General features: G+C 74.8%; 14 protein-coding genes. 7 read left to right on the top strand and 7 right to left on the bottom strand.

The annotated features are described in order from the left end of the window. Nucleotides 1-95: 95 nt before the first annotated feature. Nucleotides 96-971, bottom strand: a complete 876-nt coding sequence (locus AB0O29_RS29700; RefSeq protein WP_365157535.1) for a winged helix-turn-helix transcriptional regulator — start codon at nt 969-971, stop codon at nt 96-98. 96 nt (nt 972-1,067) lie between these two features. On the opposite strand from AB0O29_RS29700, the gene AB0O29_RS29695 reads away from it, so the two are divergent. Continuing rightward, nucleotides 1,068-2,369 (top strand): MFS transporter, encoded by a 1,302-nt coding sequence (locus AB0O29_RS29695; protein ID WP_365157540.1) that lies wholly within the window; start codon nt 1,068-1,070, stop codon nt 2,367-2,369. A gap of 9 nt (nt 2,370-2,378) precedes the next feature. Next, a complete protein-coding gene (gene dapD, locus AB0O29_RS29690) occupies nt 2,379-3,359 on the top strand; it encodes a 2,3,4,5-tetrahydropyridine-2,6-dicarboxylate N-succinyltransferase (protein ID WP_365157532.1) in 981 nt (326 codons plus the stop codon). 86 nt (nt 3,360-3,445) lie between these two features. On the opposite strand, the gene AB0O29_RS29685 is transcribed toward dapD, so the two are convergent. Together AB0O29_RS29685 and AB0O29_RS29680 are read right to left on the bottom strand one after the other, a co-directional pair. Next, nucleotides 3,446-3,700, bottom strand: a complete 255-nt coding sequence (locus tag AB0O29_RS29685) for a hypothetical protein (RefSeq protein ID WP_365157529.1) — start codon at nt 3,698-3,700, stop codon at nt 3,446-3,448. 187 nt (nt 3,701-3,887) lie between these two features. Further along, a complete protein-coding gene (locus AB0O29_RS29680; protein ID WP_365157526.1) occupies nt 3,888-5,729 on the bottom strand; it encodes an endonuclease/exonuclease/phosphatase family protein in 1,842 nt (613 codons plus the stop codon). Between the two features lie 311 nt (nt 5,730-6,040). Between AB0O29_RS29680 and AB0O29_RS29675 the strand changes: the two genes are divergently transcribed. Both AB0O29_RS29675 and AB0O29_RS29670 read left to right on the top strand, forming a co-directional pair. Next, on the top strand, nt 6,041-7,540 hold the full coding sequence (locus AB0O29_RS29675; RefSeq protein WP_365157523.1) for a hypothetical protein: 1,500 nt from the start codon (nt 6,041-6,043) through the stop codon (nt 7,538-7,540). Nucleotides 7,541-7,747: 207 nt separating this feature from the next. Next, nucleotides 7,748-9,205 carry an alkaline phosphatase PhoX gene (locus AB0O29_RS29670; protein ID WP_365157520.1) on the top strand — a complete coding sequence of 486 codons (1,458 nt, stop codon included), beginning with the start codon at nt 7,748-7,750 and terminating at the stop codon, nt 9,203-9,205. A gap of 28 nt (nt 9,206-9,233) precedes the next feature. Here the strand turns inward: AB0O29_RS29670 and AB0O29_RS29665 are convergent, their stop codons facing one another. The 4 genes from AB0O29_RS29665 to AB0O29_RS29650 all read right to left on the bottom strand — a co-directional run bounded on the left by AB0O29_RS29665 (nt 9,234) and on the right by AB0O29_RS29650 (nt 12,644). After that, entirely contained in the window at nt 9,234-9,410 is a 177-nt protein-coding gene (locus AB0O29_RS29665) for a hypothetical protein (protein ID WP_365157517.1), read from the bottom strand. A gap of 113 nt (nt 9,411-9,523) precedes the next feature. After that, nucleotides 9,524-10,711, bottom strand: coding sequence for a TerD family protein (locus tag AB0O29_RS29660; protein ID WP_365157515.1), 1,188 nt, complete (start codon nt 10,709-10,711; stop codon nt 9,524-9,526). Between the two features lie 61 nt (nt 10,712-10,772). Then, complete coding sequence (locus AB0O29_RS29655) at nt 10,773-10,994, bottom strand: hypothetical protein (protein WP_365157512.1); 222 nt, start codon at nt 10,992-10,994, stop codon at nt 10,773-10,775. Between the two features lie 126 nt (nt 10,995-11,120). After that, entirely contained in the window at nt 11,121-12,644 is a 1,524-nt protein-coding gene (locus tag AB0O29_RS29650) for an aldehyde dehydrogenase (NADP(+)) (RefSeq protein ID WP_365157509.1), read from the bottom strand. 138 nt (nt 12,645-12,782) lie between these two features. On the opposite strand from AB0O29_RS29650, the gene AB0O29_RS29645 reads away from it, so the two are divergent. The 3 genes from AB0O29_RS29645 to AB0O29_RS29635 form a co-directional block, all read left to right on the top strand. Continuing rightward, a complete protein-coding gene (locus tag AB0O29_RS29645) occupies nt 12,783-13,691 on the top strand; it encodes an IclR family transcriptional regulator (protein ID WP_365157506.1) in 909 nt (302 codons plus the stop codon). 93 nt (nt 13,692-13,784) lie between these two features. Then, complete coding sequence (locus AB0O29_RS29640; RefSeq protein WP_365157503.1) at nt 13,785-14,777, top strand: hypothetical protein; 993 nt, start codon at nt 13,785-13,787, stop codon at nt 14,775-14,777. Between the two features lie 163 nt (nt 14,778-14,940). Beyond that, on the top strand, nt 14,941-16,144 hold a 1,204-nt coding region (locus AB0O29_RS29635), incomplete at its 3' end, for a histidine kinase (protein ID WP_365157538.1).

The raw sequence follows: 16,144 nt of genomic DNA, 5'->3' as shown, positions 1-16,144 counted from the left end.
CCCCGCGGGCGCGGCGCCCCCCGGGGGGGGGGGGCCCCCCCCCCCGAAACGGAGAAAGGGCGGGGCGGGGAGACGGCCCCGCGCAGCGGCCCCCGCTATCCCGCGGAGCGCACCGCGGCCAGCGCGGCGGCCACGCTCGCCTCGATGTCCCGGACCGGGTAGAACACCTCCCGCACCGTCCGCTCCCGGTCCAGCACCAGCGTCAGCCGCTTGATCCGGCTCACCCCCGCCGCCCGGAACGTCGGCAGCCGCAGCGCCGTCACCAGCCCCAGGTCCGCGTCCGACAGGAGCGGGAACCGCAGCCGCTCCTGCTCCGCGAACTCCCGCTGCTCGTCGGGCCGCTGCGTCGAGACCCCGTGCACCGTGGCGCCGGCCGCCGTGAACTCCGCCAGCTGGTCGCGGAAGGTGCAGGACTCCAGCGTGCACCCCCTCGCGCCCGGGATCCCGCCCCAGCCGGGCGGGTAGGACTCGGCGCGGGCGTACGCGCCGGGGAAGCAGTACAGGACGGTGAACGGGGTGTCCGCCACCGGGTCGCGGAGCTCGCCGGACCGGTCCGGCAGCAGCAGCTCCGGCAGCCGGGTGCCGCGCAGCGCGTGGACCCGTGCGGCCTCCTTCGAGGACTCGTCGGTGGTGGCGGTCATCTCTCCCTCTCCCAGGACCCAGGCGTCACCCCAGTCCTGGAGGGCCACCAGGACCGGCAGCAGCCCCCGCCCGCGCGGGGTCAGCCGGTACTCGTGCCGCACCGGGCGCTCCTGGTACGGCTCGCGCGTCAGCACCCCGGCCTCGACCAGCAGCTTCAGCCGCTCGGCGAGCACCTTCCGGGAGACCCCCAGCTCCCGCTGGAGCTCCTCGAAGCGGTGGAGTCCGCGCGCGGTGTCGCGCACGATCAGCAGCGTCCACCAGTCGCCCACGACGTCGAGGGCCTGGGCGATGGAGCAGTCCGCGTCGCCGAGGTGCGTGCGCTGGGCCATGGGAACTCCTTTGTCCGTTGACCCAAGGCTGTCATGCTGACATAGTCCGTTCCCAAAAGGAACTGACTCCGTCGGAACAAGGGGGGCACGGGTGTGCTGCAGGGGTTCAAGGACGTACCGAGGGTTGTGTGGCTGCTGGCTGCGGGGGTGTTCGTCAACGCCGTCGTCAGCTTCACGTTCGTCTTCGTCTTCCTCTACCTGACCGGCCCGCGCGGCCTCGGCGCCGCCCAGGCCGGCGTGGTCACCGGCATCGGCGGCATCGGCCTGGTCGCCGGGAACTTCACCGGCGGCTGGTACGGCGACCGCTTCGGCCACCGCCGGGTCCTGCTCGCCGCCTCCGCGCTCGGCGGGCTGACCCTGACGACCCTCCCGCTGCTGCCCACGCCGCTGCTGTACGCCGCGCTGCCGCTGGCCCAGTACGCGAACGGGGTGGTGCGGGCGGCCAACTCCGCGCTGGTCGCCGTCACCGTCCCCGAGGGCGCCCGCCGGCAGGCCTTCGCCGTCGTCCGGTGCGTGTCCAACGGCGGCTTCACCCTCGGCCCGCCGCTCGGGGCGCTGGTGGCGGCCGGGCTCTCGTACGACTGGCTCTTCCTCGCGGACGGCCTCGGCACCCTCTTCTTCGCCCTCTGGACCGCCCGCGTCGTTCCGGCGCGCGGCGCCGCCCGCACCCCCGCCGCGGCCCCGGACGGGGGTCGGGGCCGCGGCGGGGTGTGGGCCGCACTGCGGGCCCGGCCCGCCGTCCCGGTGCTGCTCGGCGCGATCCTCGTCGCCGACACGGTCTACCGCCAGCAGTACTTCACCTTCCCGGTGTTCCTCGCCGACCACGGCCTCGACGTCCGGGCCTTCGGACTGGTCATCGCCGTCAACGGGGCCGTCATCCTGCTGCTGGAGCTGCCCGCCGCCGTCGCCCTGCGCAACAGGCCGCCGCTGGCCGTCACCGGCAGCGGGCTGGTGCTGGTCGGGGCCGGCTACGCGGTGCTGATCGCCGGTGCGGGCGCGGCCACCGCCGTCGCCATGATGGTGCTCGTCAGCCTCGGCGAGATCCTCTACAAGACCACCGCCACCGCGTACGTCGCGGACGAGGCCCCGGAGCACGCCGTCGGCCGGTTCCAGAGCCTCTACGCGGGGGTGTCGGTCAGCGGGACCGTCCTCGCCCCGCCGGCCGGCGGGGCCCTGTACGCGGCCGCGCCCTGGCTGCTGTGGCCCTTGTGCGCGGCGCTGGCCGCGGGGGCCGGGGCGGTACTGATCCGGCTGTCGTCACGGCAGGGCCGCAAGGCCCCGGCGGCCGCCCCGCAGGCCACCGGGGGCGGAGGGGAGCATTCCGGTGGTGGGGAGGAGCGGCACGCACCGCGCCCGGCACATGAGACCGGTTCGCGGCCGCGGCCCGTCGCCGGTTAGGTTTCGGGCATGACTGCTACGCGTACCACCGGCGCCGTCGCCGCCGGACTTGCCACCCTCGCCGCCGACGGCACCGTCCTCGACACCTGGTTCCCCGCCCCCGAGCTCTCCGCCGAGCCCGGCCCGGCCGGCACCGAGCGCCTCACCGCCGAGCAGGCCGTGGAGCTCCTCGGCGCCGCCGCGGCCAAGGCCCTGCGCTCGGACGCGGTCCGCGGTGTCGAGGTCGTAGCCGTCCGCACCGTGATCGCCTCCCTGGAGGACAAGCCGCTCGACGCGCACGACGCGTACCTGCGCCTGCACCTGCTCAGCCACCGCCTGGTCAAGCCGCACGGCCAGAACCTGGACGGCGTCTTCGGCCTCCTCGCCAACGTCGCCTGGACCTCGCTGGGCCCGGTCGCCGTCGACCAGGTCGAGACCGTCCGCCTGAACGCGCGCGCCGAGGGCCTGCACCTCCAGGTCACCTCGATCGACAAGTTCCCCCGCATGACCGACTACGTCGCCCCCAAGGGCGTGCGCATCGCCGACGCGGACCGCGTCCGCCTCGGCGCGCACCTCGCCGAGGGCACCACCGTCATGCACGAGGGCTTCGTCAACTTCAACGCCGGCACCCTGGGCACCTCCATGGTCGAGGGCCGCATCTCCGCGGGCGTCGTCGTCGGCGACGGCTCCGACATCGGCGGCGGCGCGTCCACCATGGGCACCCTCTCGGGCGGCGGCAAGCAGATCATCTCGATCGGCGAGCGCACCCTGATCGGCGCCGAGGCGGGCATCGGCATCGCCCTCGGCAACGAGTGCGTCGTCGAGGCCGGCCTCTACGTCACCGCCGGCACCCGGGTGACCCTGCCGGACGGCCAGGTCGTCAAGGCCCTGGAGCTCTCCGGCGCCGACAACATCCTCTTCCGCCGCAACTCGGTCACCGGCGCCGTCGAGGCCCGCCCGTACAAGGCGAACTGGGGCGGCCTGAACGAGGTCCTGCACAGCCACAACTGACCCTCACGGGCCGGTCGGACGAAGAGCCGGAAGAGCCCCCGCCCCTCGAAGGGGCGGGGGCTCTTCGGCGTGCCGTGCCGTCGTGCTCAGTGCAGCGGGATGGTGCGGATCAGGCCCGCGAAGGCCTCCTGCTCCGCCTGTGTCAGTTCCACCGACTCCATCGGGTGCCCGGACGCCGTGCGCTGGGACGGGATCACCGGAAGGCCCTCGTAGGCGTCAGGCTCCGGGTGGTGGAAGCGGCTGTCCCACAGCATGTGGCCCAGGCCGAGCACCCAGACGAGGGCGGCCACGAACAGGACGGCGAGGCCGATTTCCTGGGCGAGGGAGATGGAGGGGAACACGCGGCCTCCAGATGCGGGCGGTACAAGAAGGACAAGATCGGACGTGGGGGACACTCAACACCACAACCGGTCCATTTGGGCGGCGTTGTGTCCAGCGTCACGCCAGGGCCGAAAGTCCCCGATCTCCCCGGCAAGGGTCCGCTCAGGGGCCCGGCCGTGGTGGCGGCCGGGCCCCTGCTCGCCGGTGTTACGGGCGGAAGCGCAGCACCTGCGGGTCGTGGTCGCTGTTCTGGACCGAGAACTCGGCGTTGATGTGCACGCTGTCGTAGGCGTAGTTCTTGATCGCCGGGCTGACCAGGATCTGGTCCAGGACCTGCGCGTTGCCCTGGTAGACGTAGGAGTACCGTTCCGCCTTCGGCAGCGACTTGATCGCCGAGTACAGCGCCCCACCGTCCTCCAGCGCCTTCGCCGTGTTGGAGAACTCGAAGTCGTTGATGTCGCCGAGGGCGAGCACGTCCGCGTTCTTGTCGGCCGCGAGGATCTGCTTGACGAAGGTGTTCACCGCCTGCGCCTGGAGCAGCCGCTTGGCCTCGGAGGAGCGCACCACGGGCTGGTGCTGCGAGGTCAGGCCCTCGTCGCCGCCCTTGGAGCTGAAGTGGTTGGCGATCACGAAGACCGTGCGGCCGCGGAAGACGAACTCGCCGGCCAGCGGCTTGCGGCTGTCGGCCCACGCCGGGTTCGCCGGGTCGATCCGGCCGGGGGAGTGGGTCAGGGCGGCCTTGCCGTTCTCCTTGGCCACGCCGGTCGCGGTCAGCGCGTCCCCGGCCGCGCGGTCGGTGAAGGAGACCCGGGCGGGGTTGAAGAGGAACACCTGGCGGATGTTGCCGCCGGGCTCGCCGCCGTCCTTGTTGTTCTCGGGGCTGATGGACCGCCACTGGTAGGCCGGGCCGCCCGCCGCCGCGATCGCCGCGGTGAACTTCTTGATGGTCTCCTCGGCCGAGACGGTGCCGTCGTTCTTGGCGCCGTTGTCGTCCTGGATCTCCTCCAGGGCGACGATGTCGGGCGAGGCCAGGTTCTGGACGACCGCCTTGGCCAGGTTGTCGAACTTCTCCTGCGGGTCGCCCGGGTCGAGGTTCTCCACGTTGTACGTGGCCACCGCGAGCTCGCCGGGCGACTGGGCCTTGGTCTTCTCGGGGGCGAGGGTGCCCGCCTTGACGGTGCCCAGCGTGCGGGCCACCAGGGTGTAGCCGCCGAACTGGTTGAAGTCGAGGGGGCCCTCGGTGGTGCCGGTCAGCCTGTCGCCGACGTTGGCCACCGGGAAGGGCTGCTGCGCGAGCGGCGCCAGCTGCTGGACCTGGAGGCGGCCGGTGTTCTGGGACTCGTACGAGCCGTAGAGGGTGCCGCCGCGCTTGAGGGTGTTCTCCCAGCCCTTGACCGTCACCCACATCTCCGCGTACGGGTCGGTGGCGCCGACCACGCGGGAGTTGCCGATGCGGACGTTCATGCCCTCGAGGGACTCGTAGTAGTCCAGGGCGTAGCGCGAGGGGTCCAGGGTCAGGCCGTTGATGCTGCCGCCGGCCGCCGGGTCGCCCGCCGGGGCGTACTCCGCCGGGACGGAGTACTCGTTGATGACGGTGGCCTCGGGCAGCGCGTTGCCGGAGGAGACCACGGTCACGGTGGGCTTGGCGATCTGGGTGACCGACTGGTTGCCGGAGGCGGCCCCGCCGGGGACGTACTCGCCGACCGTGCCCGAGACCTTCACGGCGTCGCCGACGGCCACGGTCGGGACGGAGCTGGTGAAGACGAAGACGCCCTCGCTCGTGGCGGGGTTGTCGTCGGCGTCGGGGTCCTGGATCCAGAAGCCGCGCGAGCCGTAGGTGCGCACGCCCGTGACGATGCCCTGGACGTCGGCGACGGCCTTGCCGTTCAGCGGGGATATCCGGGTGGTGCCCTGGATGTCGTGGATGCGTACCGGATCGGCGGACACGGCGCCTTCGGCCGCGTCGGCCGTGCCCGCGAGCAGGCCGGAGGCCAGCGCGGCGGCGACGAGGGCGGCGACGGCGGCGGAACGGGGATGCGATGAGCGCATGTGAGGGAACTCCGGTGTGTGGAGGAAGAGGGGGGGTGGGATTTGACGGTCCCTTAACGTCTACGCGCGTCAATCTCCTGCTTGATCAGCGAAGTTGTCAAGGTCTCCAGGAAATACGACAGCTGACTGTGGGATGAACTGACGGTTCCGCTCCGCCGGGACGGCCCCGGATGCGTCTACGCTGGGTCGCCGCACGAGATCTGACGGTCCCTCCGCGACCGCCTCCGGTCCCGCCGCGGCCGTTCCGCTCCGTTCCGCTCCGTCCCGATTCGCCCCGCCGTCCCGCGCGCCCGTCCGAGGAGAACCACCCCATGTCCGCAGAGCCGCACTCCACGCTGCCGCCGGTACGGCTGCACTCCGATGCGGAGCTGGCCCGCGACGCCCTCGTCGCCCCGCTGTTCGCCCGCGCCGTACGCCTCGCCCGCTGGGCCGGCCCCGCCACCCGGGTCGACGTCGGCGGCGAACTCGTCGCCGACCAGCTGCCCGCGGCCGCCGAGGAGCTCGGCCTCGACCCCGCCGACGAGGACTCGCCGATGTACGCGGGCCAGGCCTGGCGGGTGGCCGTGGACACCGGCCTGGTCGACGTGACGGAGCCGGAGGAGGACAGCGGCGACGGCGCCGACGGCGCCGAGCCCGAGTACGGCACCGCCGCGCCCGGGGAGGACCTCCCCCTGCTGTCCGGCGGCGCGCCCTCCGACGTGCTCGACCTGTGGCTGGCGGCCCTGGACACCGTCCTCGCCGACGCCGCCGTGCCCGACCTGGACGACCTCGTCGACGCCCTGGACGCGGGCGGCGAGATCGACTTCGACCGGCTCGACTGGAACCCGCAGCGCGAGGCGGACTTCCTCGACGGGGTGCTCGCCAACCTCTACCTGCTCAGCGTCTCCGAGGGCGCCCCGGGCGACGGCCGGGTGCCGCTGCCCGTGCTCGCCGCCTCGATGATCATGTCGGACGACATGGGCGACCCGTCCGACGCCGTCCTGGAGCAGGTCTCGGACGCGATGATGCGCCTCGACGACCAGTTCCGGCAGCTGGAGCCGATCGGACTCGTCGACTACCACCCCGTGGACGAGGCGCTGATGGCGGAGGCCGACGACCTCGTGGACGCGGACGCCGTCGCCGGCGGACCGGGCCAGGAGGACGACGAGGACATCACCCGCTACGGGATGGTCCGGCTGACCCCGCTCGGCCTGTACGGCGTCCGCGCCCGCATGCTGGAGGCCGGGGTCGAGGCCCCCGCCATCGGCGAGCTGGCCGGCAAGGGCGCGGACGCGCTGCTCGACGCGGTCTCCTACTACCCGGAGGAGGCCGCCCAGGCCGAGATCGAGCAGTGGCTGGCCGGCCGGGAGCTGCCCGCCGCCGTCGCCGAGCTGCTGGCTGCGGCCCGGGGTGACGACGAGGCCGCCCCGCTGCGCCGGCTGCGCTGCCAGCAGGCCCTCACCCCCGCCGGGCCGGAGGCCGAGCCCGCGGTGCGGGCGGTGCTGGACGACCCCCAGCTGGGCGGGCTCGCCCGGGTCTGGCTGGCGGAGCACGGGGCGGCGGACGTACCGGCCCCGGACGGCGCGATGGTCTTCTGGCTGACGGTGGACACCATCGCCGCGCAGCTCGCCGCCGACGGGGAGACCGAGGAGCTGCCGCTGCTCATGCGCAGCCTGACGGAGCACCACACCGGCTTCTTCGACGCGGTGTGGCGGGTCGAGCACCCGGCGACCGCCTACGTGCTGGAGGCCATGGGCCGGCTGCACCCCGACAAGAAGGCCGCGAAGGAGGCCCGCAAGGCCGCGTTCAAGGCCCGGTCCCGCCGGCCCTGACCCGGTGCGCGCCGGGGGGAGGGCGCGGGGCGCGGCCGTGGAGGGGGTGCAACAGGCCTTTTCCGCGGCCGGAGTTCGCCATTCCGTCCGGCGGCAAGGGGCCGGTACGTGTTCGCGGGTAGTTCAGCCGCCGTTCACGTACGGCCGGGAGCGTGTGCGCCGACGACCGTACGTCAGGCGCACCACCTCCCCACCCCAGGAGACCCGATGCCCCTCAGCCGCAGAGACTTCACCGCCCGGACCGCCCTCGCCGGCGCGGGCGTCGCCCTCACCGGAACGGTCGGCGCCCTCGCCACCGCCCCCGGGGCACTGGCCGCCGACGACCCGGGCCCCGGCGCGGCCGACGCGGCGCGGGGGCACGGCCACCCGCAGGCCCCCGGCTACGGCCCGCTCCTGCCGGACCCGCACGGACTGCTCGCGCTGCCCGCCGGGTTCGCCTACCGGGTGATCACCCACAGCGGCGTCACCACCCTCGACTCCGGCGAGAGCACCCCGTCCAACCACGACGGCACGGCGGCCTTCGAGGGGGCCCGCGGCGTCACCCTCCTCGTCAACAACCACGAGCTGAAGGGGCCGCGGACGGGCTGGGCCCACCCCGTGCCGCTGGCCGAGGGCCTCGTCTACGACCCGGCCGCCTCCGGCGGCTGCACGGTCGTCGAGGTCCGGCGCGGCGGCGAGGTCGCCGAGTGGGTGGGCGTCGCCGGCACCTCCACCAACTGCGCGGGCGGGGCCACCCCGTGGGGCACCTGGCTGACCTGCGAGGAGACCGAGGACCTGGCCGGCAAGAACGGCATGACCAAGGACCACGGCTACGTCTTCGAGGTGGACCCCCACGACCGGCGCGCCAACCGAGACCCGCGGCCGGTCAAGGCCTTCGGGCGCTACGCCCACGAGGCCGTCGTCATCGACCCGCGCCAGGGCCACGCCTACCTGACCGAGGACGCCTCGGGCCCCAACGGGCTGCTCTACCGCTGGACCCCGCCGGAGGGCTTCCGGCACGGCCGGGGGCGGCTGCGCACCCTCGCCCCGGACGCCGGGGTGCTGGCGGCCGCCAAGTGCTTCGACAAGGCCGGGCAGTTCGTCGACGACCTCTCGCGCGCCACGAAGACCGGGACCGTGTACGGGGTCGACTGGGCGGAGGTCACCGACCGCGACGCCCGCAGCCTCTCGGTGCGCAAGCAGTTCGCGGCGGGCGCCGTGACCCGGGCGCGCAAGCTGGAGGGCATGTGGTGGGCCGACGGCGGCGCCTACTTCGTCTCCTCCTACGCCCGCGAGGAGAGCCCGGGCGCCGCGCACGACGGGCAGGTGTGGTTCTACGACCCCAAGCGGCGCACGATCCGGCTCGTCGTCCTCATCGGGGTGAACGCCGACCCGGACGCCGAGGGCGGCTACGACGGCCCCGACAACATCACGGTCTCCCCGTACGGGGGCCTGGTCATCGCCGAGGACGGGAGCGGGCTGCAACACCTGCTCGGGGCCACCGAGTCGGGACGGGTCTACCCGCTGGCACGCAACGAGCTGAACATCGGCACGCCCGAGAAGCCGGAGTACTCCGAGTTCACCGGGGTCTGCTTCTCCCCGGACGGGCGCACCCTGTACGCCAACATCCAGGAGCCGGGCATCATGCTGGCGATCACCGGCCCGTGGCGGCGCTCCCCGCGCTGACGGGGGCCGGCGCCGCGCCGGCGGGGGCCTACCAGGCCGCGGTCATCTCCTCGCGGGAGGCCGCGGCCCACTCCTCCAGGAGGAACTCGTACGCCTCCGAAGGCCACTCCCCGTCCGCCCAGGTCTCGACGAGGTGCCGTATCGCCTCGTTCGCCTCGGCGGCGGACGGGCGGGCGGGACCCGCGGGCTGGAGTGAAGTCTGCATGCCCCCAAGGCTACGGGCGAGCACTGACAGCCACCTCCGGATTACGCGTGGCATCGGTCACCCGGGCCGCCCGGGCCCGGATGACCGGCGGCGGCATATGCCCGCCCACCTGCTCAGAGTGCCTGGGAGGCCGGCTTGACCATCCCGCGCACTGTGCGGGACTTCACAAAGTCGCCCATGGCCGTCATCTCCCATTCGCCGGAGAACTGCTTGATCAGCTTGGCCATCATCACGCCGGTCTGGGGCTCGGCACCGGTCAGGTCGAAGCGCACCAGCTCCTCGTCGGTCGCGGCGTCGATGAGCCGGCAGTAGGCCTTGGCGACCTCGGTGAACTTCTGGCCGGAGAAGGAGTTGACCGTGAAGACCAGGCCGCTGACCTCGGCGGGCAGCCGCCCGAGGTCGACGACGATCACCTCGTCGTCCCCGGCGCCCTCACCCGTGAGGTTGTCGCCCGAGTGCTTGACCGAGCCGCCCAGGATGGAGAGCTTGCCGAAGTAGCAGGCGTCGAGGAAGTCGCGCTGCGGGCCGTACGCGATGACCGACGCGTCGAGGTCGATGTCGCGGCCGCCGAACGCGGGCTCCCAGCCCAGGCCCATCTTGACCTGCGAGAGCAGCGGGCGGCCGCCCTTGACGAGGGAGACGGTCTGGTTCTTCTGCAGGCTGACCCGGCCCTTGTCGAGGTTGATCTTCCCGCCGGCCGGGGCCGGGGGAGCGGCGGGGGCGGCCGGGGGCGACGGGGGCATGGGCGGGGCGACGACGGCCGGGGCCGGCGGTGTGACCGGGGCGGGCGCGGGAGCGGCGGCCGGTTCCTCGTCGACGGAGACCCCGAAGTCGGTGGCGATGCCCGCGAGCCCGTTCGCGTACCCCTGGCCGACCGCGCGCACCTTCCACACGCCGCCGCGCTGGTAGACCTCGACGACCACCAGGGCCGTCTCCGTCCCGAGCCGGGGCGGGGTGAAGGTGGCGATCACCGCGCCGCCGGCCGCGTCCCGCACGGTGGCGGTGGGCTCGATGCCCTGGAAGCTCTGCCCCGCGGCGTCGGGGCTGGCCGTGACCACGATCCGCTCGATGCCGGGCGGCAGCGCGCCGGTGTCCACGGTGATCGAGTCCGGTGCCGTCCCGCCGCCGGACCGGTAGCTGACACCGGGACCCGAGGGCTGGTTGTAGAAGATGAAGTCGGCGTCGGAGCGCACCTTGCCGTCCGCCGCGAGCAGCAGGCCCGACACGTCGAGCCGAACCGGGGCGGCCACGTCCACCGTCACGCGGGTGGTGTTGAGCGGCAGGTTGGAACCAGGGGTCATAGCGGTCATGCCGGGAGAACGACCGGAGCCGCTTTGCCGTTCCCTTACCCTCGGCGTGATTTCAGCGCCGGTTGCGGGGGTGCTCGCGGGCCGTCCGCTCGTTGCCGAACTTGTAGGCGCCGGTCCAGCGGGCCATCACCAGCTGGGCGTCCCCGGACTCCACCTCGTCCAGGAACCGCTGTGCCCGGCCGCCCCGCAGGGTGCCCGCGGCCCGGCCCCGGTGCGTGATGACGACCGTGCCGTCGCCGTGTACCCCGTACGAGAATCCCTGTGCCCGCGCCATGGGGCGCAGCCTGCCCCGCCGGGGGCGGGGCGGCAACGGAATTACCGGCGTCCGGTCACGGGCGGCCCGCCCCCTCCGGCGGCCCGCCCCGACGGCCGCGCCCCCCACCCCCTCCGGCGGCCCCGTTCAGCCGCCGGTGACCCGGCGGGGGAGGCCCAGCGGGTTGGCCTCGCGCAGCTCCGGCGGGAGCAGCGCGTCCGGGACCGACTGGTAGGCCACCGGGCGCAGCCAGCGCTCGATCGCGGTACCGCCCACGGAGGTGGAGTGCGAGGTGGCGGCCGGGTAGGGGCCGCCGTGGTGCTGGGCGGGGGCCACCGCGACCCCGGTGGGCCAGCCGTTCACCACGATCCGCCCCGCCAGCCGCGTGACCTGCGAGATCAGCGCGGCGGCGGGGCCGGGGGCACCCTCGGTCTCGGCCCGCGACAGCTGGAGCGTGGCGCTGAGGTTGCCTTCGAGCCGGTCCAGCACGGCGGCGGCCTCGTCCGGGCCCGAGTAGCGGACGACGACGGTCACCGGGCCGAAGCACTCCTCCAGGAGCACCCCGTACGGGCCGCCCTCCAGCAGCCGGGCCGCCGCGACGCTCAGGTGGCCCGCGCCGACGGCGTGCTCCCCGGCGGCGCCCGGGGCGACGGGGGCGGTGACCCCGGGGAGCGCGGCCCGCTCGCGGACCCCGGCGACGAAGGCGTCCCGCATCCGGTGGTCGAGCAGCACCCCCGGTCCGGTCTGCCCGAGCTGCTTGGCGAGCGCGGCCGTGAGCAGGTCACCGTCCGCGCCCTCGGGAACCAGGACCAGGCCGGGCTTCACGCAGAACTGGCCGACGCCCAGGGTGACGGAGGCGGCCAGCCCGGAGCCGATCTCCTCGGCGCGCTCGGCGGCCGCCGCCGGGGTGACCACGACGGGGTTGAGGGAGCCGAGCTCGCCGTGGAAGGGGATGGGCACCGGGCGGGCGGCGGCCGCGTCGAACAGGGCCCGTCCGCCCCGGACCGAGCCGGTGAACCCGGCGGCCGCGACCAGCGGGTGGCGGATCAGCTCCAGGCCCGCGTCGAACCCGTGGACCACCGTCACCACGTCCTGCGGCAGTCCGCTCGCCCCGGCCGCCCGGCGCAGCAGCGCGCCGCACAGCTCGGAGGTGGCCGGATGGTCGGGGTGGGCCTTGACCACCACCGGGCAGCCGGCGGCGAGGGCGCTCGCGGTGTCCCCGCCGGGAACGGAGAAGGCCAGCGGGAAGTTGGAGGCGGCGTAGACGGCCACCACCCCCAGCGGCACCTTGTAGCGGCGCAGTTCGGGGCGCGGCGGGGTGAGGGAGGGGTCGGCCCGGTCGATCCGGACGTCGAGGTAGGCGCCCTCCCCGACCACGTCGGCGAAGGCCCGCAGCTGGCCGGTGGTGCGGGCGAGCTCGCCGGTGAGCCGGGCGGAGCCCAGCGCCGTCTCGGCGTCGGCGGTCTCCACGACCCGCGCGGCGGCCCCGTCGAGCAGCTCGGCGGCGGCCCGCAGGAAGGCGGCGCGGGCGCCCGCGTCCGCCAGGGCGCCGCGCGCGGCGTGGGCCGCCCGCACGGCCCGGTCCACGTCCGGGGCTGTGGCTTCCACCGCAACCCGTTCGCGCTGCTTCCCGGTGCGGGGGTCCACACTCCAGACTGGATTCGCCGTCATGGCCCGCTCCTCCTCGGATCGTTCAGTATTCTGAACGCCGTTCCGGTGGATGAATGATCACTTCTGCTGCGGACTCTAGGTTCCGCGTCCACCGGGTGACAAGAGGCGATCAGAGCCGACCAGAGGGGAAGCAGGCGCATGACGACAGCCGAGACAGCCGGGACGGCCGGCCCTCCCGCGACGGCCGGGCCGGGACTCACCGCCACCGCCGGGGCGGGAGCCACCGTGACCGCCGGGCCGGGAGCCACCGTGACCGGCGGGGCGGGGACCGCGCCGGCCGAGCCGGGGCTTCCCGCGGCGCCGCCGGTCAAGTCGGCCGTGCGCACGGTCCTGCTGCTGGAGCACTTCGCGGCGCACCCGGGACTGCACAGCCTCGCCGACATCCAGAGCGACCTCTCCCTGCCCAAGTCCAGCCTCTACATGCTGCTGCGCACCCTGGTGAACCTGGGCTGGGTGGAGACCGACGCCACCGGCACCCGCTACGGCATCGGCGTCCGCGCCCTGCTCGTCGGCAGTTCCTACATCGACGGGGACGAGGTGGTCGCGGCGGCCCGGCCCAGCCTCGACCGGCTCTCCGACGACACCACCGAGACCATCCACCTGGCCCGGCTCGACGGGACCAGCGTCGTCTACCTGGCCACCCGGCCCTCCCGGCACTACCTGCGCCCCTTCACCCGGGTCGGGCGGCGGCTGCCCGTCCACTCGACCGCCCTCGGCAAGGCGCTGCTGGCCACACACACCGACGACGAGGTGCGGGCGCTGCTGCCGAAGCGGCTGGAGGCCGTCACGGAGCACACCATCACCGACCGGGAGCGGCTGGTGGAGGAGCTGGCGCTGGTCCGGGAGCAGGGCTATGCCGTGGACCGCGAGGAGAACACCCTCGGGCTGCGCTGCTTCGGGGTGGCCGTCCCGTACCGGACCCCGGCCCGGGACGCGGTGAGCTGCTCGGTGCCGGTGGCCCGGCTGACGGAGGACCACGAGCGCACGATCAAGGCGGCGCTGTTCGAGGCGCGGGACCGGCTGTCGGTGGTGACGCGGCGCATGTGAGGCGGCGGGGGCGGGGGTTCCTCCCCCGTGCGGGGGAGGCGGTTCACCTTCGCGGGGGAGGTGGCGCGGAGCCGCGCACGGGACCGTTGACCCATGAGCACACGAGCCGTCCACGCGACGCACCCGATGAGCACGGCGCAGCCGTCGGTCCTCTCCCTGGGGACCGGGCGGCGCGTCCTGCGGGCCACGGCCCTGGCCGCCACCCTGCCCTACCTGACCATCAAGGCGGCCTGGCTGGCCGGGAGCCGGGTGGGGATACCCGAGGACAGCATCCTGCTGAAGGGCGGGACGACCCTGGCCGTGGGCAACGCGGTCACGGTCGCCATGGACGCCTGCGTGATCCTGCTGGTGCTGGTCCTCACCCGGCCGTGGGGCAGGCGCGTACCCGGCTGGCTGCTGACCGTGCCGGTCTTCGTCGCCACCGGGCTGCTCACCCCGATCGTCCTCGGGTACCCGTCCCAGCTCCTCGTCAAGGCCCTGGGCATGGGTGCCGGCGAGGCGGTCAGGGCGGCGCGGGAACCCTTCCTCGAACCCTGGGTGTTCGCGGTCGTCTACACCGGCTTCATCATCCAGGCGATAGCCCTGGCCGGACTGTTCGTCCCCTACGCGCGGGAGCGCTGGGGCCGGCGCTGGCAGGGTGCGCTGGGTCGCCGGCTCCCGTCGCCCACGGGGGTGGTGGCGGGGGCCGCGGCACTGGCGGGCGCGGCGGTGGCCTCGGCGCAGGTGTACTGGGCCTTCGGCGGGCGCGGCGGGCTGTCCGCCGAGGCGGCGGCGGTGTACTCGGCGGAGACCGGGGTGGTGTCCGGGGCGCACGCGGTGTGCGCCGTGGCCGCGGCGGCCGGGGCGCTGGTCCTGGCCCGGGGCGGGGCGCTCCCGGCGCGGTGGCCGCTGGCCCTCACCTGGACCGGCTCGGCGGCGGCGCTGAGCTGGGGGGCGTGGATGCTGACGGCGGCCCTGGGGGTGAACCTGGGCGAGGGCGAATATCCCACCACCGCCACCCTCCTCGCCTACGCTGGCCAGATGATCACCGGGCTGCTGGCCGGGGCCGTGCTCGTCCGCTACCTGCACGGCCGCCGGGAGGCCTGACCCCGGCGCGGGCCCGGGCGCGGGACCGGCCGCGAAGGGGTCGGCGGCATCCGGCGGGGGCCGGTGGGCCGGGGGGATCCAACGGGGGAGAGGGATGCGCGGGAGAAGGACGACGGGCGCGGGCGGTACCGCCGGCGCGGGCCGGCCGGTGCGGCCGGGGGCGGTGCGGCGGTGGGCCGGGCCGCTGGTGGGGGCGCGGGCCCGGCTGCGGTGGGTGCACCAGATACTCGGCGGGGCCCTGCTCATGCCGTACCTGCTGCTCGCCCAGGTCGGGGTCGGCGCGGCGGCCGGCGGGGTCAACGTGCTGACGTCCTTCCCGCTGACCCTGCTGTCCTACGCGGCCTCCCTGCCCCTGATCGCGGCGACCGGGGTGTTCGGGCTGGTCCGGCCGTTGTCGGTGACGGCGGTACGGGTCCTCACCGGGGTCCCGGGGGACCTGCTCGCGGACGGCCCGGCCCGGTCCTGGGGGGCCCGCTGGCGGGCCTCGGCCTGGTGGACCCTGCACCTGGGCGCCGGGGCGGTGGTCAGCGGGATGATCCTGGCGGTGCCGCCCCTGGGGGTGGTCCTGATCGTCATGCCGTTCTCGGGGGCCCTGCGCGCCTCGGTGTGGGGCGCGGGATGGTTCGGCGGCGCGGAGCCCTACGTCTCCCCCCTGTTCGGGGCCGGGCTGCTGATCGCGCTCGCCGCCGTCTGCGCCGGGACGGGGGCCCTGCTGGCCCGGCTGGCCCCCGTGCTCCTCGGGCCGACGGCGGCCGACCGGCTGGCCGCCGCCGAGGAACGGGCCGCCGACCTCGCCGTCCGCAACCGGCTGGCCCGCGAGCTGCACGACGCCGTGGGGCACGCGCTGAGCGCCGTCACCCTCCAGGCGGGGGCGGCCCGGCGGGTGCTCGACCGGGACCCGGAGTTCGTCCGCGAGGCGCTCGCCGCGATCGAGGAGACCACCCGGCGCACCGTGGGCGAGCTCGACGCCGTCCTCGGCCTGCTCCGCGACGGCGACCCGGCCCGCGCCGACGCCATGCCCGCCCCCACCCTGGCCGGCGACCTCGAAGGGCTGCTGGCCCGCACCCGGGCCGGCGGCACCGTCCTCACCGCCGAGCAGGACCCCGGCCCCTCCGGGGACTGGACGCAGCTCCCGGCGATCGCCTCCCGCGAGGCGTACCGGATCGTCCAGGAGGGCCTGAGCAACGCCCTGCGCCACGGCACCGGCCCCGTCGCCCTGCTGCTCCGCGTCCACTCGTCCGACGGCCACCGCGAACTGGAGATCACCATGACCAACCCGCCCGCCCAGCCCCCGCCCGCCGAGGAGGGCGGCCCGCGGCGCACCACCGGAGGGCGCGGGCTGCGCGGCGCCGCCGAGCGGGCCGCCC

It is taken from the genome of Streptomyces sp. NPDC089915 (genome assembly GCF_040684675.1).
Classification (GTDB): Bacteria; Actinomycetota; Actinomycetes; order Streptomycetales; family Streptomycetaceae; genus Streptomyces.
Note: the sequence above shows the minus strand (reverse complement) of the source record. Positions and strands in the feature narration are given on the sequence as shown.

What these genes read in the sequence shown, in the direction of transcription:
- AB0O29_RS29700 (WP_365157535.1), bottom strand. Translation starts at nt 971, where the DNA reads ATGGCCCAGCGCACGCACCTCGGCGACGCGGACTGCTCCATCGCCCAG.
- dapD (WP_365157532.1), top strand. Translation starts at nt 2,379, where the DNA reads ATGACTGCTACGCGTACCACCGGCGCCGTCGCCGCCGGACTTGCCACC.
- AB0O29_RS29680 (WP_365157526.1), bottom strand. Translation starts at nt 5,729, where the DNA reads ATGCGCTCATCGCATCCCCGTTCCGCCGCCGTCGCCGCCCTCGTCGCC.
- AB0O29_RS29675 (WP_365157523.1), top strand. Translation starts at nt 6,041, where the DNA reads ATGTCCGCAGAGCCGCACTCCACGCTGCCGCCGGTACGGCTGCACTCC.
- AB0O29_RS29670 (WP_365157520.1), top strand. Translation starts at nt 7,748, where the DNA reads ATGCCCCTCAGCCGCAGAGACTTCACCGCCCGGACCGCCCTCGCCGGC.
- AB0O29_RS29665 (WP_365157517.1), bottom strand. Translation starts at nt 9,410, where the DNA reads ATGCAGACTTCACTCCAGCCCGCGGGTCCCGCCCGCCCGTCCGCCGCC.
- AB0O29_RS29660 (WP_365157515.1), bottom strand. Translation starts at nt 10,711, where the DNA reads ATGACCCCTGGTTCCAACCTGCCGCTCAACACCACCCGCGTGACGGTG.
- AB0O29_RS29655 (WP_365157512.1), bottom strand. Translation starts at nt 10,994, where the DNA reads ATGGCGCGGGCACAGGGATTCTCGTACGGGGTACACGGCGACGGCACG.
- AB0O29_RS29650 (WP_365157509.1), bottom strand. Translation starts at nt 12,644, where the DNA reads ATGACGGCGAATCCAGTCTGGAGTGTGGACCCCCGCACCGGGAAGCAG.
- AB0O29_RS29645 (WP_365157506.1), top strand. Translation starts at nt 12,783, where the DNA reads ATGACGACAGCCGAGACAGCCGGGACGGCCGGCCCTCCCGCGACGGCC.
- AB0O29_RS29640 (WP_365157503.1), top strand. Translation starts at nt 13,785, where the DNA reads ATGAGCACACGAGCCGTCCACGCGACGCACCCGATGAGCACGGCGCAG.